8 protein-coding genes are annotated in these 12,386 nt (G+C 67.6%); 2 read left to right on the top strand and 6 right to left on the bottom strand.

The window, feature by feature from the left end:
- The first annotated feature begins 90 nt into the window (after positions 1 to 90).
- Together C8J44_RS15615 and C8J44_RS15610 are read left to right on the top strand one after the other, a co-directional pair.
- Positions 91 to 1,875, top strand: a complete 1,785-nt coding sequence (locus tag C8J44_RS15615) for an ATP-binding protein (RefSeq protein WP_220683122.1) — start codon at positions 91 to 93, stop codon at positions 1,873 to 1,875.
- The gene (locus C8J44_RS15610) at positions 1,872 to 3,197 is read left to right on the top strand and encodes a sigma-54 dependent transcriptional regulator (protein WP_121905215.1); all 1,326 of its coding nucleotides are present in this window, start codon (positions 1,872 to 1,874) and stop codon (positions 3,195 to 3,197) included. Before C8J44_RS15615 ends, C8J44_RS15610 begins: the two co-directional genes overlap by 4 nt.
- A gap of 159 nt (positions 3,198 to 3,356) precedes the next feature.
- Here the strand turns inward: C8J44_RS15610 and C8J44_RS15605 are convergent, their stop codons facing one another.
- From C8J44_RS15605 to C8J44_RS15580, 6 genes are all read right to left on the bottom strand, one after another.
- Positions 3,357 to 4,415 (bottom strand): AbrB family transcriptional regulator, encoded by a 1,059-nt coding sequence (locus C8J44_RS15605; RefSeq protein ID WP_121905214.1) that lies wholly within the window; start codon positions 4,413 to 4,415, stop codon positions 3,357 to 3,359.
- Positions 4,412 to 5,074, bottom strand: coding sequence for a spermidine synthase (locus C8J44_RS15600; RefSeq protein ID WP_121905213.1), 663 nt, complete (start codon positions 5,072 to 5,074; stop codon positions 4,412 to 4,414). Before C8J44_RS15600 ends, C8J44_RS15605 begins: the two co-directional genes overlap by 4 nt.
- A complete protein-coding gene (locus C8J44_RS15595) occupies positions 5,071 to 6,363 on the bottom strand; it encodes an Hsp70 family protein (protein ID WP_121905501.1) in 1,293 nt (430 codons plus the stop codon). Before C8J44_RS15595 ends, C8J44_RS15600 begins: the two co-directional genes overlap by 4 nt.
- Positions 6,364 to 6,652: 289 nt before the next feature.
- Positions 6,653 to 9,907, bottom strand: coding sequence for a PAS domain-containing protein (locus C8J44_RS15590; RefSeq protein ID WP_121905212.1), 3,255 nt, complete (start codon positions 9,905 to 9,907; stop codon positions 6,653 to 6,655).
- Positions 9,908 to 9,961: 54 nt separating this feature from the next.
- Entirely contained in the window at positions 9,962 to 10,429 is a 468-nt protein-coding gene (locus tag C8J44_RS15585; RefSeq protein ID WP_404969218.1) for a YaiI/YqxD family protein, read from the bottom strand.
- A gap of 167 nt (positions 10,430 to 10,596) precedes the next feature.
- Positions 10,597 to 12,366: a DEAD/DEAH box helicase gene (locus C8J44_RS15580; RefSeq protein WP_121905211.1), complete on the bottom strand. Its 1,770-nt coding sequence runs from the start codon at positions 12,364 to 12,366 to the stop codon at positions 10,597 to 10,599.
- Positions 12,367 to 12,386: the final 20 nt, after the last annotated feature.

Below are 12,386 nucleotides of genomic sequence, written 5' to 3'. Positions count from 1 at the left end.
CATTTATCAGCATACCCTTTGTTCGGACGTGTGGAAATCGCCGCGTTTCACCAATGGCGCGGCCAGTGCGTGTGTGATAATCCGCACAAAATGACGCGACTCCGATCTCCCCTTTTCGTCACGGCGTTGACAGTGCTGCTGGCGTTCGCGGCGCTTGGCACGATCGTCGCGGGAGTCGCCTCGATCTACGGCCAGCGCGCTGCCGAAGACGCGCGTGCGGGCGTGCGGATGCGCGCGGTCCAGCAGACTCGGAGCAACCTTCGCCTGCTCGAAGCCGAGTTGCAGACCTACCGCCTGTTGCCGATCATGCTCGGCGAATACCCCGACGTCCGCGCGGCGCTGGCCTCGGGCAAGGTCGACCCCGCGCTCAACACCAAGCTCGCGCTGCTGGCCGAGCGCACCGGCGCCCCCGTGATCTACGCGCTCGATACGCAGGGCATGACGATCGCCGCCTCGAACGCCGGGCGCCCCGACAGCTTCCTCGGCCACGACTACCGCTTCCGCGACTATTTCACTAAGGCGATGGCCTCCGGCGCAACCGAGTTCTTCGCGCTCGGCAGCGTCAGCGGGCGGCCGGGCCTATACCTGTCGCGACGGATCGACCGCGCCGGTCGACCGCTCGGCGTGGTCGTGGTCAAGGTCGAGTTCGAGAAGATCGCGCGGGCGTGGATTCAGGACCGGATGGCGACCTTCGTCACCGATCCCGACGGCGTCATCCTGATCTCCAGCGATCCGAAGCTCGAATTTAGGACCACCCGCCCACTCTCGCCTTCGCGTCGCACCGAGCTGGTCGAGACGCGCCAGTTCGGATCGTCGCCGCTGGCCCCCGCCCCACTGACGCTTGCCGAGGGCGTTTCACGGCTGCCCGACGGATCGCCCGCGATCACCGTGTCGTTGCCGGTACCGATCTCGGGCTGGCGGCTGGTGCACATGGAGCCGCTCGACGCTGCCTTGCGGACGGCCGCCGCGCGCACGCGCTGGGCCACCGCGATCGCCGCGATGCTGACGATCGCGACGATGCTCGGCGCGTGGTGGCTGTACGAGCGACGCAAGCGCAACGTCGGCGCGCGGGCGGAACTCGAGGCGGAGGTAGCCCGCCGCACCGCCGAACTCCGCGCGACTGCCGACCGACTCCAGATCGAGGTCGAGCAGCGCGAGGCGTCCGACCAGCGGTTCCGCCAGGCCCGCGAGGAACTGGCGCACGCCAACCGCGTCGGCTCGATCGGCACGATCACCGCCAGCGTCGCGCACGAGATCAACCAGCCCGTCGCCGCGATCCGCACCTTCGCCGACAATGCCGCAGCGTTCCTCGACCGCGGCGAACCGGCGCGGGCCGCGACCAATCTCCAGTCGATCGTCGACCTCACCAGCCGAATCGGCACGATTACCGCTGGGCTGAGGCGCTATGCCCGGCGCGGTGCAGGCTCGATCGGCCCGGTGGCGCTCGACGAAGCGATCGACGGCGTCCGCCTGCTGATCGGCGACCGCTTCCGCGCGAAAGGCGTGACGCTCGACCTGCCGAACGGTCCCGAGGCGCGACTGACGGTGATCGCCGGTCGCGTCCGCCTGGAGCAGGTCTTGGTCAACCTACTCCAGAACGCCCTCGACGCGGTCGCCGACCGCCGCGATGCTCGCGTGAGCGTCACGGTCGGCAGGAAAGGCCGCGACGTCGTGTTGACCGTCGCCGACAACGGCCCCGGCATCGAGGCCGACATCGCCGACCACCTCTTCACCCCGTTCGCGACCAGCAAGAAGGACGGCCTCGGGCTCGGCCTCGGTATCGCGCGCGACATCATGACCGAGTTCGGCGGCACGCTCGACCTCGTCCCAGCTCCAGAAGGCGCCATTTTCCGTATGATCCTGGTGAAGGCATGAGCGAGCAAGCGGTGTTGCTCGTCGACGACGACGACGTCCTCCGCGGTGCGCTCGAGCAATCGTTCGAACTCGCCGGCATCGCGGTGATCGCCGAGCGCGACCCGACCGTCGCGCTTGCCCGCGTAACCGCAGGGTTCGACGGCGCGGTAGTGTCCGACATCCGCATGCCGAAGATGGACGGCCTCGAACTCTTCCGCCGGATCGCCGCGATCGACCACGAAATCCCGGTGCTGCTGATGACCGGCCACGGCGACGTCGCGATGGCGGTCGCCGCGCTCAAGAACGGCGCGTTCGACTTCATCCCGAAACCCTTCGCCACGGACCACTTGATCGCCGGCGCGCGCCGGGCGCTCGAAATGCGCCGCCTCGTCCTCGACAATCGCCGCCTCCGCGCCGCGGCGGAGGAAACGATCGGCGCCGAACCGCTGATCGGCGAGACCCCGGTGATGGTCCGCCTCCGCGAAACGATGCGCCAGATCGCCCAGGCCGACATAGACGTGCTGGTCGAAGGCGAGACCGGCACCGGCAAGGAACTTGTCGCGGTCCTCCTCCACCGCTGGAGCAACCGCCGCTCCCGCCCGTTCGTGGCAGTCAACTGCGCCGCGCTGCCCGAGGCGGTCGCGGAGATCGAGCTGTTCGGCCATGACGGCGACTCACGCCTCCCCCGCACCGGCCGGATCGAGGCCTCGAACCGCGGCACGCTGTTCCTCGACGAGATCGAGAGCACGTTGCCGGCGTTCCAGGCGAAGCTGCTCCGCGTGCTCGAGGAACGTGAGGTGATGCCGGTCGGCGGAGATCTCCCCCGCGCGCTAGACCTGCGCGTGATCGCCGCCGCCAAACCCGGTCTCGAACAGGCGGTAGAGGAGGGCCGCTTCCGCGCCGATCTCCTGTTCCGCCTCGACGCGGTACGCCTCCGCATCCCACCGCTCAGAGAACGCCGCGACGACATCCCGCTGCTGTTCGGCCACCTGCTCCACCAGGCGGCGGAACGGTTCGGCCGCGAGGTCCCGACGATCGACACCGCGACGCTAGCGTATCTCGGCCAGCACGACTGGCCCGGCAACGTCCGCGAACTCGACAACCTCGCCAAGCGTCTCGTGCTCCGAGTCGAGGCGGAAGAGGCGGTCGACGAGGACAGCGACATCCCCCTCCCCGCCCGCGTCGACAAGTTCGAGGAAGCGACGATCCGCGCTACGCTGCAACAGGTCAGCGGCGACGTCCGCTCGGCCTTGGCCGCACTCGGCATCCCGAGAAAGACGTTCTACGACAAGCTCAAGCGCCACGACATCGACGTCGAGGCCTACCGCCCGACCAAGAGCTAACTCTCAATCCTCCCCCGCCAGGGGGAGGTGGCACCGAAGGTGACGGAGGGGGAGGACACGGAACAGTGGTTTCGTATGCCTCCCCCTCCGTCTGGCAAGTGCCAGCCACCTCCCCTTGCGGGGGAGGATCACGACTTGGCTACGGCGGCAAGCGCCGCGCTAAGTCGGAATGACCGGCGGCGGCACACCGCCCTGCCGCGTCGCCACGAACTTCGCGAGCGGCGGCCCGATCAACAGCACCCCCAGGAACCGCAACACCTGCAACGCCATCACGAACGGCACATCCACCGGACTCGACGCAGCGATGATCGCGACCGAATCCATCCCGCCGGGGCTGGTCGCCAGATACGCGGTAACCGGATCGATCCCCCACCAGCGCGTCAACGCCGCCGCGATCCCGCCGCAGAACGCGATCAGCAACGCCACCGACAACAGGATCCGCGGCATCGCCTTCCCCGCCACCCGCAACGTATCGCGCGTGAACGACAGCCCGATCCGCCACCCGACCACCGCATAGCTGATCGCGAGCAGCCACTGCGGCAACACTGGCTGCGCGACGCCGGTGACATTGAGCGCCGCCCCCGCCACCAGCGACCCAAGCAGCGCGCCGGCGGGAAGCTTCAGCACGACGCCGACACCCGCGCCAACACCAGCGATCGCGATCGTCCGCAGCACGGCGACCGGGTCCACGGATGCGAACCACGTGGCCGCGACATGATGCCCGCTCCCGCCGCCGACCATTATCGCCGCCAACACCGACGCGACCACCGCCACGCTCACGACCCGCGTGTAGGTCATCACTGCGACCAGCCGCGAGTCCGCGCCGTAGGCCTGCGCCATCAACACCATCGCGCTCGCCGCACCCGGCGTCGATCCCCACACCGCGACGGTGCCCGGCAACACCTGCCACCGGCTCAGCAAATATCCGAGCACGCTACTCGCCGCGAGCGTGACGAAATTGACCATCAGGAACACCGGCCAGTGATCCGCCACTGTCGCGACGATCCCCGTGGTGATCGACCCCGCAATCAAAGTCCCGACCGCCGCCTGCGCCCCGCGAAACGCCGAAGTCGGCACGCTCAGAGACCATCCCCGCACCGCCAGCACGACCGCGGCGACCATCGGCCCGAGCAGCAACCCCGCAGGCAGCCCGACGACTTCGAGCACCCCGGCAATCACCGCCGACAGCGCGATCAAGACGGCCCACCGCCCGATCATGCCCTGGTAGCGAACCAGATCGTGTGCCGCGCGCCGCCCTTCCGCGTCGCCCGCGCGATCACTTCGTCGACCGTGAACCCCGCTTCGGCAAGCCGGGTAGAAAACGGCTTGCTCGGCGCGGACGACCACACGGCAAGCACTCCGCCCGGCCGCAAAGCCGATCGCGCCAGAGACAATCCACGCGCGCCATAAAGCCGGTCGTTGCCCGGCCGAGAAATGCCGTCGGGCCCGTTGTCGACGTCGAGCAGGATCGCGTCCCAATCACCCTCCGCGATCGCCGCGGCGACATCGCCCTCGAAGATCCGGGTCCGCGGATCGGTCAAGCTATCGCCGTGCAGCGCCGCCATCGGCCCGCGCGCCCATTCGATCACCGCCGGCACGATCTCCGCAACCGCCACCTCCGCGTCAGGCCCAAGCCGAGCCAGCGCCGCGCGAAGCGTAAACCCCATCCCAAGCCCGCCAATCAGCATCCGCACGCCCGGCCGCCCACCGATCCGGTCGCAAGCCTGCTCCGCCAGCGCCTCTTCCGACCCGCTCAACCGGCTGTTCATCAACTCGTTCGCGCCGAGCATGATCGAGAACTCGGCGCCACGTTGCAGCAAGCGAAGCTCACCCCCACCCGGCACCTGCGCCGTCCCGAGAAGCATGCGCGGGATCATGCCGACCAAGCCGCGATATCGTCCTGCTCTCCGATCAGCGCGAGGCCGTGCGCGATCGAGGTCAGCTCGCCACCGCTCATGATCGCCGCCTCGCCGAACCGCTCGACAAAGATCCGCCGGATGCGCGGGATCAGCGACGATCCGCCGGTCAGGAACACCCGATCGATCTCACCCCCACCGACGTTCGCGACCTCCAACGCACGATCGACCGCCGCCTCGATCCGCACGACATCATCGGCGATCCAGCCCTCGAATTGCGCCCGCGTGACATCCGCCTCGATCTCCAGCCCCGCGCCTGCAAAGTGGAAATGCGCATCCTCGCCGCTCGACAGCGCGCGCTTGAGCGAGCCGACCGCATCGTACAGCGGGTACCCCAGCTCGTTCTCGATAACCGCAATCATCCGCCCGATCGCGTCCGGGTCGACCGCCGTCTTCTGCAACCGCTCCAGCTCGGTCATCGTCTTGCGATTACGCATCAGCGCGAGCCTGGACCAATCCGCGAAATCGGCGAAATACGCGCGTGGAATCTCCAATTCCTTGCCGAACGACTTGTACGCGCCACCCTTGCCCAGCATCGGCAGCACCAGCCGGTCGAGGATCCGGTAATCGAACCGATCCCCCGCGATCCCGACACCGGCATGACCCAGCGGCGTACACCGCCGCGCAGCCCCCGGTTCGGCCACGCGCACCACCGAAAAGTCGCTCGTACCGCCGCCGAAATCGGCCACGAGAATCGTCGCCGGCTCAGTCAGCCGCGTCGCATAGCTGTATGCCGCACCGAGCGGTTCGTAGACGTAATGGATCTCCGCCCCGAAGCCCTTGAACATCGCGTCATACCGCGTCCGGGCGAGCGCCTCGTCAGGCCGCGCACCTGCATATTCGACCGGGCGACCCACCACGATCCGGTGCGGCCGCGCATCGAGCTTGCCGCCTGCATGCGAAATCAGCTTTTCGAGAAACAGCTGGCCCATTTCCTCGAAGCGATAGCGCTTGTCGAAGACCGATGCCTGCTCGAACGTCTTCATCGCCGCGACCGACTTGAACGACTGGATGAACCGGCTGTCGAGCGGATACTCCATATATTCGGCGATCGCCCAAGGCCCAGCATCCGACGCGAGCCCCTTGCCGCTGTCGTCCTGCCAGAAACACAGCGCCGAGCGAAACACCGGGCTCGTCTCGGCAGGGGCGGCGAACGTCACCAGCTCCGGCGAACCGCCTTGGGTCCCAAGCGCCACGACGCTGTTGGTCGTGCCGAAGTCCAGCCCCAAGGCGGGGCCGCCAGCGTCCATCTGCATGCGTCGTCCTTCAATGAACGCGCGCCTATGCCGATGCGGAGGGCGAGATGGCAACCGGTAAAGTCGGTTTCGGGCCACTTCTACCCGCCCAAAGCCGATCCCCGATGCGCCCAAATAACCTCGCCGCCGTCCCCAAAGCGCCTCCCCGGCGGAGTCCGGGGTCCAGGTGGAAAGGTGGCAATGACGACGGGCTGGCCTCCGTCAGCACCGCTCCCCGACTGGACCCCGGCCTTCGCCGGGGAGGTATGGTCGTACGCCGACACATCGTATCAACCCGTTCCGACTACCGCCCGATCATCGCCCGTATCCGGTTCGCCAGCACATCCAGCGCAAACGGCTTGGTGATCATGTCCATCCCCTCGCCAAGGAAATCGCCGCGCACCGCCGCCTTCTCCGCATAGCCCGTCACGAACAGCACCTTGAGTCCCGGCCGATGCACGCGCGCGATCTCGGCGACCTGCCGGCCGTTGATCCCCGGCAGGCCGACATCGCTGACGAGCAGATCGATCCGCTGCTCGCTTTCCAGGAACGGCACCGCCGCCCGCCCGTCCGCGGCCTCGAGCACGCCGTACCCCAGTCCCTGCAACACATCGACGATCAGCATCCGCACCGCCGGATCGTCCTCGACCAGCAGCACCTGCTCGCCGTCGGCACGCGGCAGCTCGGCATCGGCGATCTCGACCGGCGCCTCCACCGTGCCGCGGAACCGCGGCAGGTACAGCTTGACGGTCGTGCCCTGCCCTTCCTCCGAATAGATCCGCACATGGCCGCCGGATTGCCGCGCGAAACCGTAGATCATCGACAGGCCGAGCCCGGTGCCCTGCCCGATCGGCTTGGTCGTGAAGAACGGATCGAACGCCTTGGCAATCACCGATGCGCTCATGCCCGTGCCGGTGTCCGACACGCCGATCACGACGAAATCGCCCGGCTCGAGGTCTTCGATCGTCTCGGTATAATGTGCGTCGAGATGCGCGTTCTCGGTCTCGATCGTCAGCAGGCCACCCTCGGGCATCGCGTCGCGCGCGTTGATAGCCAGGTTGAGCAGCGCGCTTTCGAGCTGGTTCGCGTCGGTATGCGCCGGCCAGATCCCCGGCGTGCGCCGCACCTCCAGCCCAGCATTCTCGCCGAGCGTCCGCCGCAGCAGATCCTCCATCCCGTCGACCAGATCGCCAACATCGACTGCCTTCACATCGAGCGACTGGCGCCGCGAGAACGCCAGCAGGCGCTGCGTCAGGCCGGCGGCACGGTTCGCCGACACCGTCGCCGCCTCGATATACCGATCGACGCGCTCATGTCGGACCTCGGGAAGATTGCGGCGGACCATGTCGAGCCCGCCGATGATCCCCGTCAGCATGTTGTTGAAGTCGTGCGCGATCCCGCCGGTGAGCTGGCCGACCGCCTCCATCTTCTGCGCCTGGCGGAGCGCATCCTCGACGCGCGCGAGCCGGGCTTCGTTCTCCTTCTCCTCGGTGATGTCGCGGCCGACCGCGTTGATCATCCCGTCGCCCGGCTGCGCGGCCCAGCTGATCCAGCGGTAACTCCCGTCCTTGCAGCGATAGCGATTGTCGATCCGCGTGATGATCTGACCGCGCGCGATCCCCGCCGCGCCCTCGCTGGTATGATCCACGTCGTCGGGATGGAGCAGCGCGAACAGCGGCCGACCGATGATCTCCTCCATGTCCCAGCCGAGCATCTCGGTCCAGGCCGGGTTTACCGCGACGATCGTACCGTCATATTCCGCGCGCAGCATGATATCGGTCGACAGGTCCCACAGCCGGTCGCGGTCCGCCTTCGATGCCACGACCGCCTCTTCGAGCCCCTCGTTGACCGCGCGCAGCTGTCGCTCGACGGCCTTGCGCGCGGACTGGTCGAGCAGCGCGCCGATCATTCGCAGCGGCTGGCCGGCTTCATCGCGGATCAGATAGCCGCGGTCGAGCACATCGGCATAGTGGCCGTCGGCGCGCAAAAACCGGTATTCCTCGGTCCATTCGGTGCCGCCGCCGTCGATCACCGCATGGATGCTGCGATCGATCCGCCCCCGATCCTCGGGATGGATGTGGTCGATCCACCAGTCGCCGGTCGGGTCGACGCTCGCAAGATCATGGCCATAGGCCGTCGTCAGCGCCTCGTTCCACAAAACGTAATTGCGGCGCAGATCCCAGTCCCAGATCGCGTCGTTGGTCGCGCGGGCGGCGAGGCGCAGCCGTTCGCTCGTCTCGCGAAGCGCCGCCTGCGCCTGCCGATCGCGCGAGACGTCCTGCACGGTACCGATCAACCGGATCGGCGTGTCGTCGTCGAAGAACGCGGCACCGTGCGCCGACACATGACGCTCCACGCCGTCCTCCTGCCCGATCGTGCGGTATTCGGCCTCGAACGTGCGCGTGCCCTGCGGATCGAGCGACGCTAGGACCGCGGCATTGGCGGCGACCCGGTCGTCGGGATGGAGATTGGCGAGAAAGGACGACGCATAATCGACCGGCTTGCCCGGCGAGATCCCAAACAGCGCGCGGCAGCGGTCGTCCCAGGTCAGCGTGCCCTCGATCGGCCGATAGTCGAACCGGCCAAGCTGCGCGACCCGCGTCGCCAGCTCGAGTTCGTTCTGGCTTTCGGCGAGCGCGATATCCTTGCGACGACGCTCGCTGATATCATTGAACAGCACCGCGACCCGGTTGGTCCCCGACTCATCGACCCGGTAGGCGTGGACATCGTACCAGCGTCCGTCGAACGCTTCGACATGATCCTCGAACCTGGCGGGTTCGCCGGTGGTCGCGACCCGCGCGTAGATCGCGTACCATCGTTCCTCGAGATCGGGCACGAGATCGCGCATCCACTTGCCGACGACGTCGCTGAGCCCGGTCTCGCGCTCGAACGCCGCGTTGGTCTCGATGAACCGATAGTCGACCGCGCGCGCGCCCTCGAAAGCGAGTTCGATCAGGCAGAACCCGGCGTCGAGCGAATTGAACAGCGACCGGAAGCGTTCTTCGCTCGCCTTCAGCGCAACATCGGCACGACTCCGCTCGACCGCGTCCGAAGTCCGCAGCGCGACGTCCTCGACCAGCGCGATATCGGCGGGCGTCCAGATCCGCGGGGCGGGTTCATGGACGTACAGGATCGCAGTCAGTTCGTCGTGCCGCACGAGCGGAAACACGATCAGCGCGCACGCCCCGATGCTCGTCCACGCCGCGCCGTAATCGGGATCGCTCGATCGCGGATCGGTATGGCAATCGTCGACGATCACCGTCTTGCCCGCACGCAGATCGTCGAGCAGCCCCGTACCGAACGCACTGAGCAGACGCGTTTCGCCCGCCAGGCTGTGCAGCGCACCACTCGTCCAGTCGCCCGCGATATGCATCGCCGTGCCGTCGGGCACCACTTCGCCGTAACCGCACCGCGCCACGCCGAGATGCGACCCGAGCGTCGCCGCGGCTGCCGCCATGATCAGGTCGGGGCCGTCGAGCCCGCGCAACAGATCGACCAGGGCCAGCTGAAACGCCTGCCGTGCCAGCAATTCGTCACGGTCGAGAAGATGCGATTGCATGCTGGGATACCTGCCCAAACCGCTCCGATAAGTCGAGCGATAGAAGCGGTATGGCTAGCGCCGCTTCAGCCGCACGAGCGCGGCATCGAGCGCGGACAGGAACGCCGAACGGTCGGTCTTGGAGAACGGCGCGGGGCCGCCGATGATGTCGCCGCCCGCGCGCAGGTCGGCCATGATCGCGCGGGTGGCGATCGCGCCGCCGATCGAGCTGGTGGTGAAGGGCTTGCCGGTGTTCGCCAGCACGGTCGCGCCGGCCTTCACGCAGCGATCGGCGAGGAGGATGTCGGCGGTGATCACGACCGACTTCGCGTCGGCCTGTTCGGCGATCCAGTCGTCGGCCGCATCGAACCCGTCGCTGACCACGACGCGGGATATCAGCGGATGGACGGGGATGCGGAAATGGCCGTTGGCGACGATCGTCACGGGGACTTCGTGACGCCATGCGACTTTGTAGATCTCGTCTTTGACGGGACACGCGTCGGCGTCGACGAGAATACGGATCGTGTTGGAAGATACGCTCATCATCGTACACATCCCAAACCGCCCCACCCACTCCGTCATCCTGACGAAAGTCGGGATCCAGGATCAAGCAGGGCGGCGTTCGTTACTCTGGATCCTGACTTTCGCCAGGATGACGGAGTTCTTGAGAGCGACGCGCTCTCTCCTTGTGGGAAGCACGCGCGAGTCCCTCAGCTACGCTCGCGATTGCCACGGTACGGAGGCTTCCGCGCGGGAGCCGGACCGCCACGCGGTGCCGCACGGTGCAGCGTCGAGCGCGGACCGCTCGCATTGCTGCGACCACCGCCGCCGCCATCATGCCGCGCACCGCTCTCGGGCGCACCCTGCATCGCCTCGATCGCGACGCCGCTCTCTTCCTCGCCAGCCTGCGCCGTACGCTGGATCGCCGCCGAGAACCGCGACGCTACGGCGCGAGGAATCTCGAACGCCGTCTCGTTCGGCCCGATGCGGATCGCACCGATTTCCGATTTGGTGATGTGACCGCGACGGCAGATCAGCGGCAGGATCCAGCGCGGATCGGCGTTCTGGCGACGACCGATATCCATCCGGAACCAGACGGTGTCCTCGAAGCCCGCGCGCGGACCCTGCGAACGCTCGTCCTGGGCCGGCTGCTTGCTCTGGTCGATCAGATCCTCGGCCTGCGGCATCGTCGCGCGGTGCATGTGCACCAGCGCCGCGGCGATATCCTCGGGGGTCTTCTCGGCCATCAGGCGGACGGCGAGTGCGCGATCCTCCTCCTCGACCTCGACCGGCTGCAACAGCATGCCGATCAGGCGCTCGTGATCGTTCTTGCGGATGTCCTCGGCGGTCGGGGCGTTGACCCACTCCGCGTTGATCTTCGCACCACGGAGCATCATCTCGACGCGACGGCGACGCGGGAACGGCACGATCAGGACGGCGGTGCCCTTCTTGCCCGCGCGACCGGTACGACCCGAGCGATGTTGGAGCGTCTCGGCATCGCGCGGCAGTTCGACGTGCACGACGAGGCTCAGCGTCGGCAGATCGATACCGCGAGCCGCAACGTCGGTCGCGACGCAGACACGCGCACGGCGGTCGCGCAGAGCCTGAAGCGCCGCGTTACGCTCGTTCTGCGAATGCTCGCCCGACAGCGCGACGGCGGCAAAGCCACGCTCGACCAGGCTCGCATGCAGATGACGCACATTATCGCGAGTCGCGCAGAACAGCATCGCCGTCTCCGCCTCGTGGAAGCGCAGCAGGTTGATCACCGCATGCTCGATCTCGGACGGCGAGACCGTGACGGCCTGGTACGAGATATCGCCATGACCGCGATCCTCGCCGACGGTCGAGATCCGCAGCGCGTCCTTCTGGTAGCGCTTGGCGAGCGCGACGATCGGCCGCGGCATCGTCGCCGAGAACAACAGCGTGCGACGTGCTTCAGGCGACGCGTCGAGGATCTGCTCGAGATCCTCGCGGAAGCCCATGTCGAGCATCTCGTCGGCCTCGTCGAGCACCGCGACCTTCAAGGCCGACAGGTCGAGCGCGCCCCGCTCGAGGTGATCGCGCAGACGGCCCGGCGTACCGACGACGATATGCGCGCCGTGCGCGAGCGAACGACGCTCCTTCGAGGCGTCCATGCCGCCGACGCAGGTCGAGATGCGCGCGCCGGCCTTGGCGTAGAGCCACATCAGCTCGCGGCTGACCTGGAGTGCCAACTCACGAGTCGGCGCGATGCAGAGGACGAGCGGCTTGTGCGGCGCGGGCAGGCGCTGGACGCCGTCCTCGCCGGCTTCACCCAGCAGCTCGCCGGCCATCGCCAGGCCGAACGCCACGGTCTTGCCCGAGCCGGTCTGCGCCGACACGACGAGATCGCGGCCGATCGCATTGTCCTCGATCACATGAGCCTGGACGGGGGTGAGCGCGGTATAGCCGCGCGCTTCGAGCGCCTCGGAAAGAAGCGACGGAATATTTGTAAAAGGCATGTACGTCCTAATTGGTGGCC

Origin of the sequence: Sphingomonas sp. PP-CE-3A-406 (genome assembly GCF_003688625.1) — a bacterium.
In the GTDB taxonomy this organism is placed as follows: Bacteria; Pseudomonadota; Alphaproteobacteria; order Sphingomonadales; family Sphingomonadaceae; genus Sphingomonas.
This window is presented reverse-complemented; position numbering and strand designations above follow the sequence as displayed.

Excerpts from the sequence above, each read along its gene's own strand:
- C8J44_RS15615 (WP_220683122.1), top strand. The coding sequence starts at position 91 with ATGACGCGACTCCGATCTCCCCTTTTCGTCACGGCGTTGACAGTGCTG.
- C8J44_RS15580 (WP_121905211.1), bottom strand. The coding sequence starts at position 12,366 with ATGCCTTTTACAAATATTCCGTCGCTTCTTTCCGAGGCGCTCGAAGCG.
- C8J44_RS15590 (WP_121905212.1), bottom strand. The coding sequence starts at position 9,907 with ATGCAATCGCATCTTCTCGACCGTGACGAATTGCTGGCACGGCAGGCG.
- C8J44_RS15595 (WP_121905501.1), bottom strand. The coding sequence starts at position 6,363 with ATGGACGCTGGCGGCCCCGCCTTGGGGCTGGACTTCGGCACGACCAAC.
- C8J44_RS15610 (WP_121905215.1), top strand. The coding sequence starts at position 1,872 with ATGAGCGAGCAAGCGGTGTTGCTCGTCGACGACGACGACGTCCTCCGC.
- C8J44_RS15600 (WP_121905213.1), bottom strand. The coding sequence starts at position 5,074 with ATGATCCCGCGCATGCTTCTCGGGACGGCGCAGGTGCCGGGTGGGGGT.
- C8J44_RS15605 (WP_121905214.1), bottom strand. The coding sequence starts at position 4,415 with ATGATCGGGCGGTGGGCCGTCTTGATCGCGCTGTCGGCGGTGATTGCC.
- C8J44_RS15585 (WP_404969218.1), bottom strand. The coding sequence starts at position 10,429 with ATGAGCGTATCTTCCAACACGATCCGTATTCTCGTCGACGCCGACGCG.